This is a genomic window from Pseudomonas sp. G(2018), from assembly GCF_005502415.1.
Classification (GTDB): Bacteria; Pseudomonadota; Gammaproteobacteria; order Pseudomonadales; family Pseudomonadaceae; genus Aquipseudomonas.
Genome location: NZ_SCOO01000025.1, coordinates 15,116 through 35,337, shown reverse-complemented (window position 1 = coordinate 35,337; position 20,222 = coordinate 15,116). Strand labels below are relative to the sequence as shown.

The window sequence follows — 20,222 nt, the reverse complement described above, 5'->3', positions numbered from 1 at the left end:
GCGAAAGCGGTGGATCAGCCAACATCTCTGTTGAAACTGAAACCGTATTTGCGAGCAAGCCCGCTCCCACATTTGTTCTTCAGTGTGTCAGATATTGGCGCGCAACACGCTGGCCGGCAGCGCCACGCCCTGTTCGACGCTCGCCGCTACCACTGCCATCAACCCGCTCAACTCATACCCCTCGGCCTTGAGCCATTTCTGGTCGTAGTAAGTCGTGGCATAGCGCTCGCCGCTGTCACACAGGATCGCGACGATCGACCCCGTCTCCCCAGCTGCCGCCATTTGCTGCGCCGCCATCAGTGCGCCGATCAGGTTGGTTCCGCTCGATCCGCCGACATGCCGGCCCAACCGCTCGGCCAGGTAATGCATGGCTGCCAGTGACAGCGCATCCGGCACCTTGACCATCGCGTCGATGACCTTGGGCAGGAACGACGCTTCTACCCGTGGCCGGCCAATGCCTTCGATTCGCGAACCGTGATCCAGGCGCAGGCTGGCGTCACCGGTCAGGTAGTAATCGAAGAACACTGAACGCTCGGCATCGGCACACAGCACACGCGTGCAATGCTGGCGATAGCGCACGTACCGCCCCAGGGTGGCCGTGGTGCCGCCGGTGCCCGGACTGGAAATCAACCAGCTCGGCTCCGGATGCTTTTCGAAACGCATCTGCTGGAAGATCGATTCGGCAATGTTGTTGTTCGCCCGCCAGTCGGTGGCGCGCTCGGCATAGGTGAACTGGTCGATGAAATGCCCATCATGTTCCCGCGCCAGGCGCTCGGACTCAGCGTAAATCTGTGTCGGATCGGCGACCAAGTGAGTCTGGCCACCGTAGAAAGCAATCTGCGCGATCTTCTCTTTGGACGTGCTGGCCGGCACCACCGCAATGAACGGCACCCCCAACAAACGGGCGAAATACGCCTCGGAAATCGCCGTCGAGCCGCTGGAGGCCTCAATCACCGGCGCACCGGGCTTGAGCCAGCCGTTACACAACGCATACAGAAACAGGGAACGGGCCAGGCGGTGTTTGAGACTGCCGGTGGGATGGCTGGATTCATCCTTGAAATACAACTCGATGCCCGGAAAACCCGGCAGCGGCAAAGGAATCAGGTGGGTGTCGGCGCTGCGCTGGAAGTCGGCTTCGATGATCCGGATGGCTTCGCGGGCCCACTGTCGGTTGTCGCTCATGTTGGTTTTCTCGTTGGCTCGGGCAGGAGTCTGGCTCAATCACCAAGCTTAGGAAAAATCCTACATCCCGCACAGGTACAGCTGAAGTTCAATACGCCTGGCAACTGCTAGGCTCAGCTGCGTTGAAGAAAGGCCGCTTGTAACGACATATAACAAAAAAGAATATAACTTTTGTTTTAACTTCTAAGGGCACGGGTTAGGGTGTTCGACCTTTTGAATCGATTAATGGAGAGCGACTTTGCCTCTGCGTAGCACTTTCACGCGTTTCTTTCAGTTGGAAGCTGCCAGCGGTCTTCTGTTGATCGCCGCTGCCATTCTGGCTTTGATCATCAACAATTCCTCGCTGTCGTGGCTGTATAACGGTTTGCTGGACACGCCCGTGGTGGCCCAGGTCGGTGCGTTGAAGATCGCCAAGCCGCTGCTGCTGTGGATCAACGACGGCCTGATGGCCCTGTTCTTCCTGCTGATCGGCCTGGAAGTGAAGCGCGAAGTCCTCGACGGGCAACTGTCCAAGCCCTCGCAAATCGTCCTGCCCGGCGCGGCCGCCATCGGTGGCATGGTGGTGCCGGCGCTGATCTACTGGTTCCTCAACCGTGACAACCCGCCGGCCCTGAGCGGCTGGGCGATCCCAACCGCCACCGACATCGCTTTCGCCCTTGGCGTGCTGGCGCTGTTGGGCAAACGGGTTCCGGTATCGTTGAAGCTGTTCCTGATGACCCTGGCGATCATCGACGACCTCGGCGCGATCATCATCATTGCGATCTTCTATTCCGGTGCGCTGTCGACCCTGTCCCTGGCGCTGGCCGCGGCCTGCATCGCGGCTCTGATCGGCATGAACCGACTCGGTGTGGTCAAGCTCGGCCCGTACATGATCATCGGCCTGATCCTCTGGGTTTGCGTACTCAAGAGCGGTGTGCACGCCACACTGGCCGGTGTGACCCTGGCTTTCTGCATTCCGCTACGCACGAAAAACGCTGAACCCTCGCCACTGCTGACCCTGGAGCACGCCCTGCACCCATGGGTGGCCTACGGCATCCTGCCGCTGTTCGCCTTCGCCAACGCCGGCCTGTCCCTGAGCGGCGTGACCGTCGAAAGCTTCACCCATCACGTGCCGATGGGCATTGCAATCGGCCTGCTGCTGGGCAAAACCATTGGCGTGTTCGGCCTGACCTGGCTGGCAGTGAAGTCCGGCATCGCCGCCCTGCCCCAGGGCGCCAACTGGGGCCAGGTGCTGGGCGTGGCGATCCTCTGTGGCATCGGCTTCACCATGAGTTTGTTCGTCGGCTCCCTGGCCTTCGTACCTGGCGCCAGCGAATACGCCGGGATGGATAGGATGGGGATTCTGACCGGCTCGATCCTGGCGGCATTGATCGGTTATGCGGTGACGGCGGCGGCGAGTCGCAAGAGCGCGCTACAACAGGTTTAGCCAAAGACTCCGCCATCCCTCGCCACACGCAAAAAACCCCGACCAGTCACCCGGTCGGGGTTTTCTTTTACCTGTATTCCCGCTTAGTGCGTAACGCGGCTTGTACCGTCAACCGTGGCAATACGCACACGCTCGCCAACACGGAACACTTCGTTTTCCTGAACCTGCTGCACGTAGGCGCGCATGCTGCCGTCGTCTTCACGCACGGTGATTTCGACGCCCTGGGTACGGGTCAGGCCCTCTTCGGCCGCCGAACCTACCAGACCACCGGCGACTGCGCCGATGACTGCAGCGACGATGCTGCCTTTACCGCCACCGATGGCGCTGCCACCAACGCCACCGACTGCGGCACCGGCGATGCTGCCGATCGGGGTTTTGGTGCCTTCGATTTTTACCGGACGCAATGCTTCGATGGTGCCCATGCGAACGGTCTGCACGCGACGCGCTTCGTCACGGGAGTAGGAGTCACCGGTCAGGCTCGATTGGCAGCCAGTGAGCAACATCGCCATCGTGGAAAAGGAAGCAACCAGCAGAACAGACTTACGCATAGAATCAACTCCAAAGGACAGGTAACCATTAAACTCCGCAGCTTGACGCCTGTCACGGCATCGCCTGGATAAAATTGTTTCGATTCAGGCCTTGTACAGGCACTTAAACGAATTCATCACACGGTAACGGCAAATTTCGCAATTTGCGCTGCGGGCACAGGATTTCCATGGATTACTTTATCATTGTGGTCACCACCGCCGCCGGTCTGTATTTCCACTGGTGGCTTTACGTGCGGATCAAACGCTGGATGGACCGCGATCTGGCGTTAGCGCTGGCGGGAGGCGACGAACGCAAAAAAGCGTTCATGCTCCAGCAACTGGCGAACGCTCAAGCGCAAAAGATCAAGCGTCGAGACCTGCCGCAATGGCTGGAAGCCGCTGCGGCAAACTATCCCGACCGGTAGACGGCTCAGGGTGCCAGACGTTCAAGAATCCAGTCAGCGCCTTGAGAGCGATAGTTGAGGCGATCGTGCAGGCGGCTCGAACGGCCTTGCCAGAACTCGATGCGCTCCGGCAGCAAACGATAACCGCCCCAGTGTTCGGGGCAGTGAGGCTGGCTGTCGTTGAATCGTTGTTCGGTGTCCTTGAGCAGCGCTTCCAGCTCGGCGCGACCGGCAATCACCCGGCTTTGCGGTGAAGCCCAGGCACCAAGGCGACTGCCCAGCGGGCGAACCTGATAGTAAGCATCAGACTCTTCAGGCGTGACCTTCACCACTCGCCCTTCGATGCGCACCTGGCGCTCCAGGGTCGGCCAGAAAAAGGTCATCGCCGCGAACGGATTCGCGGCCAGTTGCTGGCCCTTGGCGCTGTCATAGTTGGTAAAGAAGGTGAAGCCCTGGGCATCCAGCCCCTTGAGCAACAGGATGCGGCAATGCGGCCGACCGTCCTGATCGACTGTGGCCAAGGTCATGGCGTTGGCTTCCACCGGTGCCTGCTCGGTTTTCACTGCGTCGGCGAACCATTGGTGGAACAGCGCGAACGGCTCGGCCGGGGCTTGCGCCTCGGTCAGGCCATCACGGGTGTAATCGCGGCGCATATCAGCCAGGGCCTTGGTCATGGCGCATTCCTTTTTTGGTTAACGAATCACTTCTTTGTGGTATCGGCGTCAACGACTTTTTTCGTATCAGCTGCGGCTTTGGCTGGTGCAGTCTTCTTCGCCGGGGTCGCGGTTTTAGCCGGTGTCTTTTTTGCCGGGGCCTTGGCGGCTTTCTTGGCTGGCGCTTTTTTCACCACTGGTGCAGCCGCTTTCTTCGCATCGGCGGGCGCTGGAGTCACAGGCTTGGCAACCGGCTTGACGTCCTGGGCAGCCACCATGCGCACAGGTGCCGGGGCTGGCATGTTGTACTTGCTGAGCAAGGCGACCATGGTGTTTTGCGGAGTTACCAGCAGCTCCACGCGGCGGTTCAGGGCGCGCCCTTCAACGCTGTCGTTGGCGGCCCGCGGGGCTTCACTGCCCATGCCGCGCAGCATCAGACGGTCGCGTTGCAGGCCGCTGAGACGGAAAATCGCTGCGACCGACTGGGCGCGCTCCTGGCTCAGCTTGACGTTCGCCGGTGCGGCACCCGAGGTGTCGCTGTGGCCTAGCACCAGAACGGCAGTTTTAGGGTCGGCTTCAAGAATTTTCGCCACGCGGGTGAACGGACCCAGGGTGACTGGCAACAGCATGGCCGGGCGGTCCGGGTTGAACGAGCCTTCGACCGGTGCCGTCACCACCAGCACGTTTTCACGGCGTTCCAGTTGCAGGTTGCTGTCCTTGATCGCTGTGCGCAGGCGCGGTTCATAGTCGTCGAGCCAGGCCTGGGTAACTTTCGGATCCGGCATTGGTACGGCTTTGACTGTGGTTTTTTCTTTGCCGCCGAACGGCCAATACCAGGGGCTGCTGCTTTCTGTCTTGGCCACCGGGGCGCTCGCCGCAGGCTTCAAAGGTGCGGGAGCCGGTTCTTTGGCCGCGACCTTGTCGGAGGAACCGAACGGCCACCAGCTGCCGCCGTCCGCATCACTTTTCGGATTCTGTGCGCAACCGGTAATAGCGAAGCACAGTGCCAAGGCGAGGGTTGGTTTGGTTGACATTGGATATCCACAAAAATGAAGTCAAAAAATGATCAGGCCGATTCGGCCTGCATAAACAAATGATTTGAAACTGAAAAGGCTTTCCGGTTCCGGACCTGGAACCTTCGAGCGGGATTTACAGACAAGTGGCCAGTACCCGCACAAGCTTTTGTGCGCGCGGATCCATCAAGACGTACGGCCCCAGTGTATTTGTCACAAAACCGAAAGCCACATCGTACTCCGGATCAGCAAAACCGATTGAACCGCCAGCCCCCGGATGCCCGAACGCTCGCCGGCCAAGGCCGAAGGTGGCATTGGGCACATCGGGTTGATCGAGCATGCAGCCCAGGCCGAAACGGGTCCGCGTCAGCAAGGTCTTGTCCTCGCCGAGGCTGTGTTCGCGGGTCAACTCGTCAAGCATTTCGCCTTCCAGCAGGCTGCCATCGAGCAAGCCGGCATAAAACCCGGCCAGGCTGCGGGCATTGCCGTGACCATTGGCCGCCGGTTGCTGCATGCGCCGCCATTCCGGCTTGTTGGTGCTGGTCAACACCGACGGCGGGTTGGTGAAGGCCCGGGTGGTCATGGCGGTTGGTTCGCGCATGGTCACTTGCAGCAGGCGTTGGGCTGCGGCATCGCCAGCGTTGCCCTTGCCACGGGCGATGTGCGCCACACGATGAAACTCTTCATCGGCCAGGCCGACGTGGAAGTCCAGCCCCAACGGCTTGGCCACCCGGGCCACGATGGATTCACCCGGTCCGCGTCCGTCGGCACGCCGCAGTAATTCGCCGATCAGCCAGCCATAGGTGATTGCCGCATAGCCGTGCCCCTCGCCCGGTGTCCACCAGGGCGCTTCGGCAGCCAGGGCGCCAACCATGGTTTGCCAGTCGTAAAGCGCTTCGGGGGCCAGCAAGTCGCGCAGCGCCGGTAGACCGGCCTGATGGCACAGCAGTTGGCGCAGGGTCACGGCCTCTTTGCCGGCCGCGGCAAACTCGGGCCAGTAGCGGGCAACCGGTGCATCCAGTTGCAGTTTGCCTTCGGCCACCAGTTGCAGGGCGGTGACGGCGGTGAAGGTTTTGGTGCAGGAGAACAGGTTGGCGATGGTATCGCTGTGCCAAGCCTCGGCGCCGTCCTTGTCGGCGGTGCCGGACCACAGGTCGAGAACGGTTTCGCCGCCGATGCGGATGCACAACGCCGCGCCACGTTCCTGAGGATCGTCGAACAGCGCCGCAAACGCCTCACGCACTGCCTCGAACTTAAGCTCGTAATGACCCTGAATCTGCACCCGCAACTCCCCGGTAAACGCTTTACAAAGTGGCCCGCATTGTTCCAGCCCTGGAGGGTTTTGGGAACAGGGGCGGGCCGGGCGGTCAATCGCCCTCAGAATTGATCAGAAATTTTTTACGTCTGTTCAGACGCCTTCGCGAGCAGGCTCGCTCCCACATTGAATCTACGTCGCACCATAGATCTCTTGTGGGAGCGAGCCTGCTCGCGAAGAACGATAACGCAGTCTCAGGTGTTAATGACCGCTACCCGAATGCCCGCCCGCCTGCCCGGCGCCCTTCCCCGGGCCTTTGCCGGCTTCGGCCTTGCGCCCGCCTTCGGCGTCATGGCTGGCTTTATCGGCCTCGGTGCTGGCCTTCTGCGCTTCTTTGCCCAACTGATCGATGGCCGCCAGATTGCTTTTGCGCACGCTGTCGACAAAGCCCTGGAATGGCAGATCGGTAATGCCCACCAGACCGAAATGCCCGTTTTCGCCATCCAGCAAGCGCCCGGTCACGGGTTGGTCGAGATACTGGAACCAGTGCACACCGACAATCGACGGTTCGCTCAGCGCCTGTTTGAGGAAGTTCGCATAAGCCGGACCACGGTCTTCTTCCTTCGGCAGTTGCGTCACGCCCCCCCAGAACGGGCCGCGATCGGTCGAGCCGAAGTTGAACTCGGTGATCAGCACCGGTTTGTCGAGGCTGCGCAATTTGGCGAAGTCGTAACCGTCCTGGGGTTGCAGGGTGTACATGTTGAAGCTCAACACATCGCAATACTGCGCGCAGGATTCAACGGCCTCCGGGGTGCTGATGGCAAAGCGGCCACCGAGCAGCATCTGGTTCGGTGCGTGCCATTTGAGCGAGTCGGAAATGGTCTTGAAGTAAGTGTCGGCGAAGACCTTCTGGAAGTATTTGAAGTCGGCCTCGATTTCCGGGTGTTCGGCACTCGGCAGGGGCGGCACGAAACCAGGGTCCTCCATCAACTCCCATGCCGGCAGATCGATACCCCAGGCTTTGGAAAGACCGGCCTGGTTACGGTACTTGTCGCGCAGTTGCTTGAGGAACGCGCGTTTGGCCGGTACGTCGGTGGTCAATTTCAACGTGCCGTAGGCCAGCGCGTAACGGGCTTTCGGGTCGTCGCCAGTACCAGCCCAGGCCAGTTCGTTGTCGGCGAAATACCCAATCAGCCATGGATCGTCGCGATGGTCGCGGGCGGCGATGGCCACGGCGCGTTCGGTGGCCATGGCGAAACGCGGATCGAACGGGTCGGGCATGCCGCCCCACCAGTCGTTACCAGTACTGATGCTCGCGTAATCGCCGACGATCGACAGCGGCAGGGTGTATGGCACGCGTTCAGCGTCACCCAGCGTTGATGCGCTCCAGTTGCCTATGGTGTTGAAGCCCCAGGCTTGCAGGCGATCAAGGGTATGGCCGGCCCAGCGCTTTTCGTCGAGAGCTACTTTGCACGGTTCGGCCGGCGCGGGTTCGACCGCTTTCACCGCCGTCGCTTCCACGGCATCGCCCTTGGCGGCTTCGGCGACTCCGGATTCGGTCGACGCAACAACCGGCTTCTCGGCGGCCTTCTCTGCCACTGCCTCTACCGCATCGGCCTTGGCCGCCTCGGCAACCCCGGCCTTGGTATCGCTGCCCAGTGCACAAGGGTCGCCGTACAGGCGTTGCAGATTGGCGCCATAGAAGTCGAACCAACGGCCGAAATTGAAGCCTCGGCCCTGATCGACGCCGTTGCCACCACGGTTATCGCCCTCACCGAAATGATTGGCCAGCGGCTCGTCAGCCTTGGGCAGGGATTCGAACATCCCTTCGCGACCGGCAATGTAGGTCTGGTTGACGTCCGCTGCGACGGTGTTGATCCCCAGCGAATAGAACGGATACCCCAGCGGAGTTACCAGATACCAGCGGCCATCGCGCTTTTCGCTGCGGAAAAAACCGCTGCCCTTGAATGCCGGGCCCTGGGTCCAACCTCCGAACTTGTCCAGCGATGCCTTATTGCGCTCGGCCAGCCAGGTTTTCAGCTGTTGCTGTTCCTTGGCTGCGGCGTTTTTAAGTTGCTCATCGCTGCTGACTTTTTCCGGCCATTTGGCCCGGGTCGATTGGCCGTAGGCGTCCACCAGCCCTCCGTAAACGCCCTTGGTGACCGCTTCGCCATCCTGTACGCCGAAACGCTCAAGCAAAATGCTTTGAGCCGCTTTCGGTTGATCCATCGACAGGCTGACCGACACCACCTGGCTGCGATTGAGCTCACCGCTGCTGCTGGCCAGCAATACACGCTGGCCATCAACCGTCGTCGGCATCGGTGGCCCGGCCTTCATGCCCTGGCTCAGCGGCGAAGTCGGCACCAGCGGCACCAACAATGTCTGCGCCGGACCTGCCGGCAGGTCGATGCGGCTGACCAGGGTCTTGCCGTCGTTGCTCTGGATTTGCACATAGAGGGTGATCGGCCAGTTCATCGCGCTCTGGATGCGCAGGCTCATCATCCCCGATTGCGACCAGTCCCAGGCGCCGGCCTGCGGGGCCAGGCGCAAGGTCGGCCGGGCGACCGGGTTGAACGTCACCCGACGCAACACTTCGCCTTCGGCGGTTTGCTCGGCGTTGGCTTGCGGCAGGTCGGCGTTCTCGGTCGATACGCGCACCACATCCGCGGGGCGAACAAAGTTGAACAGGGTCTGCTGACCGGCAGGCGCCGCCAACAATGGGGCAGCGAAGATCAAGGCAAAAACGGCAGGCAGCGAACGGCGAATCATGAGAACGAAATTCTCCCTAACGACCTCGATGGGCCAGTGGAAAAGCGATGACAGAGAGATAGACAACGCGGCGGGCAGAATTGCCCACCGGCGTATCAGGAAATTTCACGACGGAAGGGAGGCAACGCATTGAGGATCGCCTTGCCGTAGCGCTGGGTGACCAGGCGTCGGTCGAGCAAGGTGATGGTGCCGCGATCTTCTTCGGTACGCAGCAAGCGCCCGCAGGCCTGGACCAGTTTCAGCGAGGCGTCCGGCACGGAGATTTCCATGAACGGATTGCCACCGCGCGCCTCGATCCACTCGGCCAGCGCCGCTTCGACCGGATCGTCGGGCACCGAGAACGGAATCTTGGCGATCACCACGTGTTCGCAATACGCACCGGGCAAGTCGACCCCTTCGGCGAAACTCGCCAGGCCGAACAGCACGCTCGAATCCCCACCATCGACCCGCGCCTTGTGCTTGTTCAGGGTTTCCTGTTTCGACAGGTTGCCCTGGATGAACACCTGCTTGCGCCAGTCGCGATCGAGACCGTCGAACACGTCCTGCATCTGTTTACGCGAAGAGAACAGCACCAGCGTGCCCCGGGAGCCTTCGACCAGTTCCGGCAGATCACGGATGATCGCCGCGGTATGCGCGGCCGCATCCCGGGGATCGGCATTGAGGTTCGGCACCCGCAACACACCGGCGTCGGCGTGATGGAACGGGCTCGGCACCACGGCGGTCACGGCTTTTTTTGGCAGGCCGGCGCGCATGCGGAAGCGGTCGAAGGTGCCGAGTGCGGTCAATGTCGCCGAGGTCACCAATGCGCCGTAGGCCACGTTCCACAAATTGCGCCGAAGCATTTCCGCCGCCAGGATGGGACTTGCGTTGACTTCGATATCGAACAGCGAACCGCTTTCCGCCAGGGTCAGCCAGCGCGCCATGGGCGGGTTGTCTTCCGGGTCTTCGACGGTGAATGCGGTCCACAACTCCCAGTTGCCCGAAGAACGGGACAGCAGGCTGCCGAACAGCGGATACCACTCCTCGGCCTGATTGCTGGCGATACCGATATTGACCTCGCCGTCCATGCCTTCCTTGAGCAAATCGGTGAGGCGGGTGAACAGGTCAGTCAGGCGGGCAAAGCCCTTCTTCAGTTCGATGCCCATCTCGCGCATGTGCTCGGGGATCACCCCGCCGACAAATCGATGACGGGGCCGTTCGCGCCCCTCGACGTCTTCGCCGGGCTTGAAGTCGGCGATCTGCTCGCAAGCAGTGAACATGAACTGCTGTTGGGTCTTGATCTCCCGCGCCAGTTCCGGCACCTGCTCGATCAGCTTGCCCAGATCCCCCGGCAGCGGGTGTTGGGCCAGCAGCTTGGTGAGGTTCTTGGCGGTGGTTTCCAGCCAGTCGGCGGTGGAGCGCAGGCGCGTGTAATGGGCGAAGTGGCCGATGGCCTTGTCCGGCAGGTGATGGCCTTCGTCGAACACATAGATGGTGTCGCGCGGGTCCGGCAGCACCGCACCGCCACCCAACGCCAGGTCGGCCAGCACCATGTCGTGGTTGGTGACGATGACGTCGACCTTACCCATGCCTTCGCGGGCCTTGTAGAAGGCGCACTGGCCGAAGTTCGGGCAATGGCGGTTGGTGCACTGGCTGTGATCGGTGGTCAGGCGCGCCCAGTCGGCATCTTCCAGGGCGGTGGACCAACTGTCGCGGTCACCGTCCCATTTATTACCGGCCAGTTTCTCGATCATGCTGGTAAACAGCTTCTGGCTAGCCTCATCCACCTCGATCTTGAAGCCTTCTTCTTCGAATAACTGCGCCGTGGCGGTTTGCGCGTGACCTTCCTGAAGCAGCATGTCGAGCTTGGACAGGCACATGTAGCGCCCGCGCCCCTTGGCCAGGGCGAAACTGAAATTCAGACCGCTGTTGCGCATCAGGTCGGGCAGATCCTTGTAGACGATCTGCTCTTGCAGGGCAACGGTGGCCGTGGCGATCACCAAGCGTTTGCCGGCGGCCTTGGCGGTGGGAATGGCCGCCAGGCTGTAGGCCACGGTCTTGCCCGTACCGGTGCCGGCTTCCACCGCGACAATCGCGGGCTCGCCACTGCGCCGGCCTTCGTCGTCGGTGTCGATGTCACCGAGAACCTTGGCGACTTCGGCGATCATCAGGCGTTGGCCGTAGCGCGGCTTGAGGCTCTTGGCTTCGAGAAAACGCGAATAAGCGCCCTGGATCGTGGTTTTGAGTTCAGTGCTGATCATGGATAGTCGGGCGCTAAAAACGCTGGATAAATTTTCAGTAGTTCGGATCGGCCGCTATCATACCCCGCTAATTAATCCCGCGCAGAACGGAGTACCCGAATGACCGCTTTTAGCCTTCTTTATAGCCTGCATGTCCTCGCCGCGCTGGTGTGGGTGGGCGGGATGTTTTTCGCCTGGATGGTCTTGCGCCCCGCAGCGCTCAAGGCGCTTGAGGGACCCGCCAGGCTGAAGCTGTGGCTGGAAGTGTTTCAAGGTTTTTTCCGCTGGGTCTGGGTGGCGGTGGTGCTGTTGCCCGTCAGCGGCGTGGGCCTGCTGAATCTGCACTTCAACGGTTTTGAACTGGCCCCGCGTTATGTGCAGGTGATGATGGGGTTGTACGTGGTGATGACGGCGCTGTTCATCCGGATTCAGGCGTTGATGCTGCCGGAGTTGCGCGCTGCCGTGGAGGCGCAGGATTGGCCGGTTGGGGCGGCGGTGTTGGGGCGGATTCGTCGCGTGGTAGGGATCAATTTGCTGGTTGGCCTGGTTGTGGTGGCGATTGCCGCGGCGCGGCCGATGTTCTAAAAGTTTCGCGGGCAAGCCTCGCTCCTGTAGGTGCGAGGCTTGCCCGCGAAGACAATCGATCAGGCAACACACATTTCAGATATTGACTACAACCGCTGCACCGTCACCGACCCCGCCGCTCCCGCAGGCCCCGGTTGCCCGTCAGCGCCAGGCTTGCCACTCTTGCCGCCATCGGCTTTATAGATAACGCAGCCCTTGGCCTTACCGCCTGCCCCCGGCTTTCCGCCAGGCCCGGCCGGGCCACCGGCACCGCCAGCCACCTGGACTTTTATCAGGTCTGCCGGGTAATCGCGTGGCACTGCCAATTTGACCAACGCCCCCGGCGCTCCTGGCTGACCGTCACTGCCATCGCTGCCATCGGCGCCCCGCCCCGCCTGGCCCCAGGCGCAACCCGGTGCCTGGCCATTGGCCCCGTCGAGTCCGACAAACCCCGGCGCACCCGCACCGCCGCGAGCATCCACCAACAACTGCGGCGCATTCAAAGCCTTGATCTGCAGATTCAGATTGCGTCCTGAACGGGCAGCCTTCTGGTAAGTGCCTGGCGCACCGCGAGCGGTGATCTGGCTGCCCTCGGACAACCGGGCACGGCTGACCTTCAGTTCCAGCGCCTGTTCACTGGGCACGATCGCGATCCGCGCATCACGCCCCAGGCGCAGTTCACCGACCGTGACTTCGGTCACGTTGGAGGGAATCAGCAATGTGCCGTAGTCGGCCACTTCCAGGCGTTCCAGCTGCAAGGTGCTGGCGGTGTTTGGCAGGCGCATCAGCGAGTTGGTTTCGACGCTCACCACCTGGGCGCAGGCCAATGGGCTGATGAGTGCGGCGAGCAGACAGAGTTTACGCATGGGAAGCCTTAGGTGCGGTGGGAGCGGGAATGGTTTGCAGGTGAAAAACGCCGAAAATGATGATCCTCAGGCGATCGCGCCATGGGTGAGCGCGCGCCCTGAGGCTGCGAAAGCACAACAGCGCTTCAAGTAGATGCAGGGTCGCCAGGAGACCGCCGGCCAGGTTGACCAGCAAGTGCAGCGGATGGATAAACGGCGTGAGCAGATTGACCAGCACCACCAACCAGAACAGCAGGGTCAACAGCTTCCCCAGCCCCCATAGCACCTTCATACCGCCCCCGATGAGAATTATTCTTTGCGCGCACAGTAGCGGCTTCCACGCGGGATAAGCCAGAGGGCAAACGAAAATTCTTCATGAAGGCCGCCGAATGGCCGTCGCAGTGATGCGAATTTTCACCCGACGGCTCTATTTCGCGGCTCAGCGATTGATGTGCAAATCCACGCGACGGTTTTTCGCACGGCCTTCTTCTGTCTCGTTATCGGCCACCGGCTGACTTTCACCCTTCCCTTCGCTGGTGAGCTTGCCCGGCGCCACGCCCTGGCTCAACAGATACTGCGCAACGCTGCTGGCACGTCGTTCCGATAGGGCCAGATTGTAGGCATCGGCCCCGACGCTATCGGTATGCCCCACCACCTTGATGCTCACCACGTCGGCGTCCAGTAGTTTGCTCATGATCGAATCGAGCTGGCTCTGCGCGTAGGGAGTCAGGTCGGATTGATTGAAGCCAAAAAACACGTCATTGCTGAGCGTGATGACTTCAGGCTGTGCGGGCTCCGCCGGTTTATCGCTGGTCGGGTATTGCGGCAGCGGGCAACCGTGATGTTCTACAGGGGTATTGGCCGGGGTGTCGGGGCAGCGATCGCGTCGATCGAAAACGCCATCTTCGTCTTCGTCACCGTCCTGGGCATAACAAATCAAACCACCGCTCAAGATACCGAGCGCCGCTCCACCGGCCGCCCAACCGCTACTACCAATAGCGCCCAAGCCTCCGCCGACCAGTCCGCCAATGACGCTGCAGATCGGCCAGGTACGTTGATTGAGGGGGGCGGTGCCATCACTGTGAGTAGCGCAACCGGTCAACAGGCTGCCAAGCAGCAGAACCGGCAAGACGGTCCGTGTGAGATTGGTCATTTTAAAAGCTCCTGTGTCACCGGCCTATGCCGGTCACACAGGAGTAAAGACCCGCATCCGCGACTGCACAAGCCGCGGATGCGAGGGACCTAGCGTTGGATTTTGATTTCCGTGCGACGGTTCTGGGCACGGCCGTCGGCGGTTTTGTTATCGGCAACCGGCTGACTTTCACCGGCCCCGGAGACAGACACAAAGTTGCTGCGCGGCACGCCTTGCTCGATGAGGTATTCAACCACCGAGTGCGCGCGTTTATCCGACAGTTTCTGGTTGTAGGTATCGCTGCCCACGCTGTCGGTATGGCCGGTAACGGTCAACCGGGCTGTAGGGGCCTCCGCTTTCAAGCGAGTGGCGATCTTGTCGAGTACCAGTTTGTCAGACGGAGTGAGTGTGGCTTTGTCGAACTGGAAATGAACATCGCGGATGACGATGGTTTCTTCCTTGACTACGACGACCTCTTCAACCACTGGAGCTGGAACTGGTGGAGGGCAACCATCGGCATCGACCTTCACGCCTCGAGGCGTGCCTGGGCACTTGTCGCGGCTATCCGGCACGCCATCGCCGTCTTCGTCGCCATCACCGTGAACCCAGCAATAGGCCGCCGCTGTACCGCCGACCACCAATGCTCCCCAACCAGCCCATGACGAACTTTCGATCGCACCAAGGCCCGCACCCGCGACACCACCGACCGCCGCACAGATCGGCCAGTCGGTTTTCTGCAAACCTGCACAACCAGTCAACACACTGGTTAGCAGAACCAGGGGTAACGCTGTCCGAACTATGCTCATCTAGTTTTCTCCTGAAGGATCGGCTTAGAACCGATTCAGGGAGTAAAGACCGGAGTTTAAAACTCCGCCAGCAATAGGCCATTGCTGTTTTGTCCCGTATTCACGGGGGATCGTCACTTTTACGGCAAACCCGCTCTAGGCTCGGACTGGCGGGCAGGCTAGTCTTGGCAGATCTGAGTGAGGATTTTTGATGATTGCAGGTATTTCTTCGCGCACGCCACAACAAGCGCTGGCCGCATTGCTGGATCGTTACGCCCCTTCGCGCCTGTTGCTGATTGGCGCCAGCGAGTTCCCCGCGCTTGAAGCCTTCAAGCTCGCGCACCCGGACAGCTGTGTGGCGCACGCGGCACCCGGGGCGTTACCTGCCGAGCTGGCGGCGCGCCGGTTTGACCTGGCGCTGGTGGTCGACTGCCTCGAACACCTGCCCAAACGCGATGGCCTGAATTTGCTGGGCGGCATCCGCAACCTCAACGCCAGCCGCATCGCGGTACTGGCCGACTTGCCGGCCAGCGGCTGGCAGGAAACGGATTTTTTCTCCCTGGCCCTGCAAGCCAGTGAACGCTTCCAGCGCGACGATCAGATACTGACCCTGTTCACCTATGATCTGCTTGATTACAAACAGGTGCCCGACTGGCTCAACTCGCGGTTCTGGGCCAATCCGGAAAACTTCGGGAAATATTGGTGGTAACGCAATGAGTACATCCATTTGCCCTTGCGGCAGCGGTACCCTGCTCGACGCCTGCTGCGGTCATTACCATGCCGGCCATCCGGCCCCTTGCGCCGAAGCCTTGATGCGTTCGCGTTACAGCGCCTACGTGCTTGGCCTGATCGATTATCTCGTGGCGACCACCCTGCCCGCCCAGCAGGCGGGGCTCGATCGGCAATCAATCAGTGACTGGAGCGCCCAAAGCACCTGGTTGGGCCTCGAGGTGGAAAGCTCCGAAGTACTCGGCGGCCAGCCGGAGCACGCTTTCGTCACTTTCACCGCACGCTGGCACGACGGCAGCGGTGAACACAGTCATCGCGAACGCTCGTCGTTCGTACAGAACGCCGGCCTCTGGTACTTCATCGACCCCACCGTCCGACTCGACATCGGGCGCAACGACGCCTGCCCTTGCGCCAGCGGGCAGAAGTTCAAGAAGTGCTGTTCGGGGTATTTCAGCGGTTGAGGTGAAGTTCGAAAAGATCACAGCCTTCGGTAGCGCCTGTACAGGATTTACATACACCTGCAGGAGCTGCCGAAGGCTGCAATCTTTTAACGACTAGACTGGGGATCAAGGAGGACAACACCACCATGATCACCCGGCGACTCACACACTATCTGCTCACCCTGACCTTTTGCCTGGGGCTCGGCGGCTGCGCATCCTGGTTCAGCAACGATGAGCCGGACCCCGAGGTGCATCTGGTCAAGGTAGAAGTGGTGCGGGCCAAACTCATGGAGCAGAAATTCGTGCTGCACTTTCGCATCGACAACCGCAGAGACAGCGACCTGACCGTGCGCGGCCTGGAGTATCGCATTCACCTGGCCGATATTCTGCTGGCCGAAGGCGAACATGAACACTGGATCACCGTAGGCCCCAAGGCCAGTCGTTTCTATAAGGTACCGATCCGCACCAACCTGTGGCCCAAGGTCAAAGACCTGGTCAAACAACTGAAAAATCCCGAGCAGGCCATTCCCTATCGTCTGGAAGGTGAGATGGAAACCGGTTTATTCATCGCCCACTACGTGCACCTGACGCGTAATGGCGTAATAATCCCCGCCGATCTAATTCCGGAGCAACCCCGATGACTCAGCAACCCCATGTCCATGGCCCTGACTGCAACCACGATCATGACCACCATGATCACGACCATGGCCATGTCCACGGCCCGAACTGCGGCCACGCCCACCAGGAACCGGTGCGCAACGCCCTGAAAGATGTCGGCCGCAACGACCCTTGCCCATGCGGCAACGGCAAGAAATTCAAGAAGTGCCACGGCGCTTGATGCTTCGGGCGAAGAGTTTCTTCGCCTGTTGAATCGCTTTCGCGAGCAGGCTCGCTCCCCACAGTGGATCTGTGCCAGACACACACGTTGTGCAGGCAGCAGATTTAATGTGGGAGCGAGCCTGCTCGCGAAGAGTCCCTGAGCGACACCCTCACTTCAGGATCTGCACGCTGCTGACCACCGTCGCATACTCCCCATGCAGATTCCCCAACGACATCCCATGCACCTCCTCGGCTGAATGGGCATTTCCGAAGAAATCGGCTTTGTCGAAGGTAAAGCACGCATCCTCCACCACCCACGTTTCAAACCCCAGATTGCCCGCCGTTCGCGCCGTGGACTCCACCGAGTTGTGAGTCGCCACGCCAACGATGATCAATTGTTCGATCCTCACCTCGCGCAACCATGCCTCCAGCGCCGTCGAACAAAACGCATCCGGCACCTGCTTCTGAATCAGTTGCTCGCCAGGCAATGGCTGAAACCGCTCCTGAAACTCCACCCCCTCTTGTTGCGGCCAGAACACCGAATCTTCCGAGCGGGACAAGTGCTGCACGTGAACGATCGGTCGCCCGCTGCGGCGCCAATAGCCCAACAGCTCCAGGATGCGCTCCTCGGCTTGAGGATTATTCCGGCGCCCCAGTCTGGGATGGAGGATGCCTTTCTGTTGATCGATGATGATCAGGGCTGCGTTTGTCTTGAGCTCCATGCCGACTTTTCTCACGCTGATAAATTGAATTTTCGCACTTCAGCATCACAATCCAGCGACAGGCAAGCCTGAAACGCAATCAGGATGACTTGGGCAAATCCTGAAATAAGATCTTCCCCCGCTTGCGCCGCCCCCTCCTGCTCACTAACGTAGCGACTTTATTGCGCTACCACCCCCGCAGGAGCTTTGCCATGGCCTCGCCAGCCCTTACACATTTTCTACCCCGGTTCGGCGTTGCCGCAGCAGTGGCGGGGGTTTTGAGCCTGACCGGTTGTCAGAGCTTCAATGCCCAGGACACCCTGCCGCCCACTGTGGGTGTACAACCGTTAAAGGGGCTGGCACAGAACGTTTCGGTGCGCCGCAATGCCATGGGCATGCCGTTGATCGAAAGCAGCACGTTCCACGATGCGCTGTTTACCCTCGGTTACGTGCACGCCAGCGACCGCATCACGCAAATGGTCACCCTGCGTTTGCTGGCTCAGGGGCGCCTGGCCGAAATGCACGGTTCGGACCTGCTGGATGCCGACCGATACATGCGTGCAGTCAATCTGAAGAAAAGCGCCGCTGAGCTGTACAAGGCGTCTTCGCCACGCCTCAAGCGCTTCTTTGAAGTCTACGCCCGCGGGGTAAACGCTTACCTGTTCCGCTACCGCGACAAACTGCCGGCCGACCTCGCTGCCAGCGGCTACAAGCCTGAATACTGGAAGCCCGAAGATTCGGCGCTGATTTTCTGCCTGCTGAACTTCAGCCAGTCGGCCAACCTGCCCGAAGAGATTTCCACGCTGGTGCTGGCCCAAACGGTCACCACCGACAAGTTGCCCTGGCTGACGCCTTCAGCGCCTGACGAAAAACTGCCGTTGGCCGAAAGCGAAAAGCTGCAAGGCCTCAAGCTCAACGGACAAATACCGGGCCTGGTGGAGATCAGCAAAGCCACAGGACAACTCTCTGACCTGAATCTGCTGGGCGCCACTTCCTCGAACAACTGGGCCATTGCCCCGCAACGCAGCCGCAGCGGTAAAAGCCTGTTGGCCAGCGACAGTCATGGCCCGATGGGCGTGCCGTCGCTGTTCAGCTACGTACAGATTCGCGCACCAAAGTACCAGGCCTCCGGCGTGACCATCGCCGGCTTGCCGATGGTGCTGGGCGGGTTCAACGGCAAAGTGGCATGGAGCATGACCACTGTCATGGGCGACAACCAGGACCTGTTCCTGGAGAAAATCAAACGCCAGGGTAATGGCCTGACCTACGAATCCAACGGCAAATGGACGCCTGCGATCGTGCGCAACGAAACCTATTTCGTCAAAGGCCAGCGGCCGATTCGCGAAGCGGTGTACGAAACCCGCCATGGCCCGCTGCTCAACAGCGCCCAGGGTCTGGCCCAGGGCAGCGGTTTCGGCCTGGCCTTGCAGACACCGAACTTCACCGACGACAAAACCCTGGACGCGTTTTTTGACCTGTCCCGTGCGCAGAACGTCGAGAAGGCCTCGGATGCCAGCCGCGAGATCCGCGCCATCGCCTTGAACCTGGTGTTCGCCGATGCCAGCAACATCGGCTGGCAAGTCACTGGCCGCTACCCGAACCGCCGCGAAGGCGAAGGTCTGTTGCCGTCGCCGGGCTGGGAGGGGCGCTACGATTGGGACGGTTACGCCGACCCGATGCTGCATCCCTACGATCAGGACCCGGCCCAGGGTTGGCTCGGCACCGCCAACCAGCGCGTCATTCCCCACGGCTACGGCATGCAGCTGTCCAATTCCTGGTCGGCGCCTGAACGTGGCGAGCGTCTGGCCGAACTGGCCGGCGCGGGTAAACATGACACCCGCAGCCTGATTGCCATGCAGTACGACCACACCACCACCTTTGCCGCCAAGCTGAAAAAGATGTTCGAAGCGCCAGGCATGGCTCAACCGCTCAAGCAGGCCATCGAAGCGCTGCCGGTTGCCGATCGCGGCAAGGCGCGCGAAGCCTATACCCGGTTGATGGCGTTCGACGGCAAACTCAGCCCGACCTCTGCCGACGCGGCAATCTACGAGCTGTTCCTGCAAGAAAGCACCAAACAGATCTTCCTCGACGAACTGGGGCCGGAAGGCAGCCCGGCGTGGAAAGCCTACATCGCCAATGGCAAGTTGTCTTACGCCGCACAAGCCGATCACCTTTTGGGGCGCGAGGACAGTCCATTCTGGGATGACGCACGCACCGCGCAGAAGGAAGACAAGCCGGCCATCCTCGCACGCAGCCTGGCCGCGGCGATCAGCGCCGGTGACAGTCAGTTGGGCGGCGATCACAAAGCCTGGCAATGGGGCAAACTGCACCGCTACGAATGGAAGAACAGCAGTGGCCAGACCGTGCGCGGTCCACTGCCGGCCGGCGGCGATCACACCACGCTCAACACCGCCGCGTTCGTCTGGGGCCAGGATTTCAACACCACGCTGGTACCGGCCATGCGCTTTATCGTCGACTTCGGCCAAGCCGAACCGCTGACAGGCCAGCTCGCCACGGGCCAGTCCGGCAACCCGGCCAGCCCGAACTACCTGAACGGCATCGACCCATGGCTCAAGGGGCAATACATGAGCTTGCCGATGCAGCCGCAGAACTTTGACCGGGTGTACGGAACCAAGCGGCTGACCCTGACACCGGGTAAATAAATATCGCCGCCTATCTCTGTGTGCGAGCCTGCTCGCGAAGGGGCCATGCCAGTCAACATTGAAGGTGACTGACCCACCGCTTTCGCGAGCAGGCTC

At 60.9% G+C, this 20,222-nt stretch carries 20 protein-coding genes; 8 read left to right on the top strand and 12 right to left on the bottom strand.

Features of this window, described 5'->3' with window-relative positions:
- Positions 1-87: 87 nt before the first annotated feature.
- Complete coding sequence (locus FFS64_RS21355) at positions 88-1,182, bottom strand: PLP-dependent cysteine synthase family protein (RefSeq protein ID WP_137807052.1); 1,095 nt, start codon at positions 1,180-1,182, stop codon at positions 88-90.
- 238 nt (positions 1,183-1,420) lie between these two features.
- On the opposite strand from FFS64_RS21355, the gene nhaA reads away from it, so the two are divergent.
- Complete coding sequence (gene nhaA / locus FFS64_RS21350) at positions 1,421-2,608, top strand: Na+/H+ antiporter NhaA (RefSeq protein WP_137807051.1); 1,188 nt, start codon at positions 1,421-1,423, stop codon at positions 2,606-2,608.
- 83 nt (positions 2,609-2,691) lie between these two features.
- On the opposite strand, the gene FFS64_RS21345 is transcribed toward nhaA, so the two are convergent.
- Positions 2,692-3,156, bottom strand: a complete 465-nt coding sequence (locus tag FFS64_RS21345; protein WP_137807050.1) for a glycine zipper 2TM domain-containing protein — start codon at positions 3,154-3,156, stop codon at positions 2,692-2,694.
- A 167-nt stretch (positions 3,157-3,323) separates the two neighbouring features.
- Here FFS64_RS21345 and FFS64_RS21340 point away from each other — a divergent pair, with 167 nt between their 5' ends.
- On the top strand, positions 3,324-3,560 hold the full coding sequence (locus FFS64_RS21340) for a hypothetical protein (RefSeq protein ID WP_137807049.1): 237 nt from the start codon (positions 3,324-3,326) through the stop codon (positions 3,558-3,560).
- A gap of 5 nt (positions 3,561-3,565) precedes the next feature.
- Here the strand turns inward: FFS64_RS21340 and pdxH are convergent, their stop codons facing one another.
- The 5 genes from pdxH to dinG form a co-directional block, all read right to left on the bottom strand.
- Positions 3,566-4,213: a pyridoxamine 5'-phosphate oxidase gene (gene pdxH / locus FFS64_RS21335; RefSeq protein WP_137807048.1), complete on the bottom strand. Its 648-nt coding sequence runs from the start codon at positions 4,211-4,213 to the stop codon at positions 3,566-3,568.
- Between the two features lie 26 nt (positions 4,214-4,239).
- Positions 4,240-5,226 (bottom strand): OmpA family protein, encoded by a 987-nt coding sequence (locus FFS64_RS21330; protein ID WP_137807047.1) that lies wholly within the window; start codon positions 5,224-5,226, stop codon positions 4,240-4,242.
- A gap of 115 nt (positions 5,227-5,341) precedes the next feature.
- Positions 5,342-6,487 carry a serine hydrolase domain-containing protein gene (locus tag FFS64_RS21325; protein ID WP_137807046.1) on the bottom strand — a complete coding sequence of 382 codons (1,146 nt, stop codon included), beginning with the start codon at positions 6,485-6,487 and terminating at the stop codon, positions 5,342-5,344.
- Between the two features lie 234 nt (positions 6,488-6,721).
- Complete coding sequence (locus FFS64_RS21320; RefSeq protein ID WP_137807045.1) at positions 6,722-9,229, bottom strand: beta-galactosidase; 2,508 nt, start codon at positions 9,227-9,229, stop codon at positions 6,722-6,724.
- A gap of 95 nt (positions 9,230-9,324) precedes the next feature.
- Positions 9,325-11,469: an ATP-dependent DNA helicase DinG gene (gene dinG, locus FFS64_RS21315; protein ID WP_137807044.1), complete on the bottom strand. Its 2,145-nt coding sequence runs from the start codon at positions 11,467-11,469 to the stop codon at positions 9,325-9,327.
- Between the two features lie 99 nt (positions 11,470-11,568).
- Between dinG and FFS64_RS21310 the strand changes: the two genes are divergently transcribed.
- Entirely contained in the window at positions 11,569-12,033 is a 465-nt protein-coding gene (locus FFS64_RS21310; protein WP_137807043.1) for a CopD family protein, read from the top strand.
- Positions 12,034-12,119: 86 nt separating this feature from the next.
- Here FFS64_RS21310 and FFS64_RS21305 read toward each other — a convergent pair whose 3' ends face one another.
- The 4 genes from FFS64_RS21305 to FFS64_RS21290 form a co-directional block, all read right to left on the bottom strand.
- A complete protein-coding gene (locus FFS64_RS21305; protein WP_137807042.1) occupies positions 12,120-12,878 on the bottom strand; it encodes a collagen-like protein in 759 nt (252 codons plus the stop codon).
- Positions 12,871-13,149, bottom strand: a complete 279-nt coding sequence (locus FFS64_RS21300; RefSeq protein ID WP_137807041.1) for a DUF1145 domain-containing protein — start codon at positions 13,147-13,149, stop codon at positions 12,871-12,873. The genes FFS64_RS21305 and FFS64_RS21300 overlap by 8 nt, the downstream gene beginning before the upstream one ends.
- 147 nt (positions 13,150-13,296) lie before the next feature.
- The gene (locus FFS64_RS21295) at positions 13,297-14,010 is read right to left on the bottom strand and encodes an OmpA family protein (RefSeq protein WP_137807040.1); all 714 of its coding nucleotides are present in this window, start codon (positions 14,008-14,010) and stop codon (positions 13,297-13,299) included.
- An 89-nt stretch (positions 14,011-14,099) separates the two neighbouring features.
- Positions 14,100-14,795 (bottom strand): OmpA family protein, encoded by a 696-nt coding sequence (locus tag FFS64_RS21290; RefSeq protein WP_137807039.1) that lies wholly within the window; start codon positions 14,793-14,795, stop codon positions 14,100-14,102.
- A 190-nt stretch (positions 14,796-14,985) separates the two neighbouring features.
- Here FFS64_RS21290 and FFS64_RS21285 point away from each other — a divergent pair, with 190 nt between their 5' ends.
- The 4 genes from FFS64_RS21285 (at position 14,986) to FFS64_RS21270 (ending at position 16,781) form a co-directional block, all read left to right on the top strand.
- Positions 14,986-15,483, top strand: a complete 498-nt coding sequence (locus FFS64_RS21285) for a DUF6231 family protein (RefSeq protein WP_137807038.1) — start codon at positions 14,986-14,988, stop codon at positions 15,481-15,483.
- Between the two features lie 4 nt (positions 15,484-15,487).
- Positions 15,488-15,964 carry a YchJ family protein gene (locus tag FFS64_RS21280; RefSeq protein WP_137807037.1) on the top strand — a complete coding sequence of 159 codons (477 nt, stop codon included), beginning with the start codon at positions 15,488-15,490 and terminating at the stop codon, positions 15,962-15,964.
- 125 nt (positions 15,965-16,089) lie between these two features.
- Positions 16,090-16,584: an LEA type 2 family protein gene (locus FFS64_RS21275; protein ID WP_137807036.1), complete on the top strand. Its 495-nt coding sequence runs from the start codon at positions 16,090-16,092 to the stop codon at positions 16,582-16,584.
- Complete coding sequence (locus FFS64_RS21270; RefSeq protein WP_034146774.1) at positions 16,581-16,781, top strand: SEC-C metal-binding domain-containing protein; 201 nt, start codon at positions 16,581-16,583, stop codon at positions 16,779-16,781. Before FFS64_RS21275 ends, FFS64_RS21270 begins: the two co-directional genes overlap by 4 nt.
- A gap of 151 nt (positions 16,782-16,932) precedes the next feature.
- Here FFS64_RS21270 and FFS64_RS21265 read toward each other — a convergent pair whose 3' ends face one another.
- Positions 16,933-17,484, bottom strand: a complete 552-nt coding sequence (locus FFS64_RS21265; RefSeq protein ID WP_137807035.1) for a cysteine hydrolase family protein — start codon at positions 17,482-17,484, stop codon at positions 16,933-16,935.
- A 191-nt stretch (positions 17,485-17,675) separates the two neighbouring features.
- Between FFS64_RS21265 and FFS64_RS21260 the strand changes: the two genes are divergently transcribed.
- Positions 17,676-20,126 (top strand): penicillin acylase family protein, encoded by a 2,451-nt coding sequence (locus FFS64_RS21260; protein ID WP_137807034.1) that lies wholly within the window; start codon positions 17,676-17,678, stop codon positions 20,124-20,126.
- Positions 20,127-20,222: the final 96 nt, after the last annotated feature.

Coding starts and splice junctions, on each gene's coding strand:
- FFS64_RS21275 (WP_137807036.1), top strand. CDS start 16,090: ATGATCACCCGGCGACTCACACACTATCTGCTCACCCTGACCTTTTGC.
- dinG (WP_137807044.1), bottom strand. CDS start 11,469: ATGATCAGCACTGAACTCAAAACCACGATCCAGGGCGCTTATTCGCGT.
- FFS64_RS21260 (WP_137807034.1), top strand. CDS start 17,676: ATGGCCTCGCCAGCCCTTACACATTTTCTACCCCGGTTCGGCGTTGCC.
- FFS64_RS21355 (WP_137807052.1), bottom strand. CDS start 1,182: ATGAGCGACAACCGACAGTGGGCCCGCGAAGCCATCCGGATCATCGAA.
- pdxH (WP_137807048.1), bottom strand. CDS start 4,213: ATGACCAAGGCCCTGGCTGATATGCGCCGCGATTACACCCGTGATGGC.
- FFS64_RS21320 (WP_137807045.1), bottom strand. CDS start 9,229: ATGATTCGCCGTTCGCTGCCTGCCGTTTTTGCCTTGATCTTCGCTGCC.
- FFS64_RS21265 (WP_137807035.1), bottom strand. CDS start 17,484: ATGGAGCTCAAGACAAACGCAGCCCTGATCATCATCGATCAACAGAAA.
- FFS64_RS21330 (WP_137807047.1), bottom strand. CDS start 5,226: ATGTCAACCAAACCAACCCTCGCCTTGGCACTGTGCTTCGCTATTACC.
- FFS64_RS21300 (WP_137807041.1), bottom strand. CDS start 13,149: ATGAAGGTGCTATGGGGGCTGGGGAAGCTGTTGACCCTGCTGTTCTGG.
- FFS64_RS21290 (WP_137807039.1), bottom strand. CDS start 14,795: ATGAGCATAGTTCGGACAGCGTTACCCCTGGTTCTGCTAACCAGTGTG.
- FFS64_RS21280 (WP_137807037.1), top strand. CDS start 15,488: ATGAGTACATCCATTTGCCCTTGCGGCAGCGGTACCCTGCTCGACGCC.
- FFS64_RS21310 (WP_137807043.1), top strand. CDS start 11,569: ATGACCGCTTTTAGCCTTCTTTATAGCCTGCATGTCCTCGCCGCGCTG.
- FFS64_RS21305 (WP_137807042.1), bottom strand. CDS start 12,878: ATGCGTAAACTCTGTCTGCTCGCCGCACTCATCAGCCCATTGGCCTGC.
- FFS64_RS21345 (WP_137807050.1), bottom strand. CDS start 3,156: ATGCGTAAGTCTGTTCTGCTGGTTGCTTCCTTTTCCACGATGGCGATG.
- FFS64_RS21340 (WP_137807049.1), top strand. CDS start 3,324: ATGGATTACTTTATCATTGTGGTCACCACCGCCGCCGGTCTGTATTTC.
- FFS64_RS21295 (WP_137807040.1), bottom strand. CDS start 14,010: ATGACCAATCTCACACGGACCGTCTTGCCGGTTCTGCTGCTTGGCAGC.
- FFS64_RS21285 (WP_137807038.1), top strand. CDS start 14,986: ATGATTGCAGGTATTTCTTCGCGCACGCCACAACAAGCGCTGGCCGCA.
- FFS64_RS21270 (WP_034146774.1), top strand. CDS start 16,581: ATGACTCAGCAACCCCATGTCCATGGCCCTGACTGCAACCACGATCAT.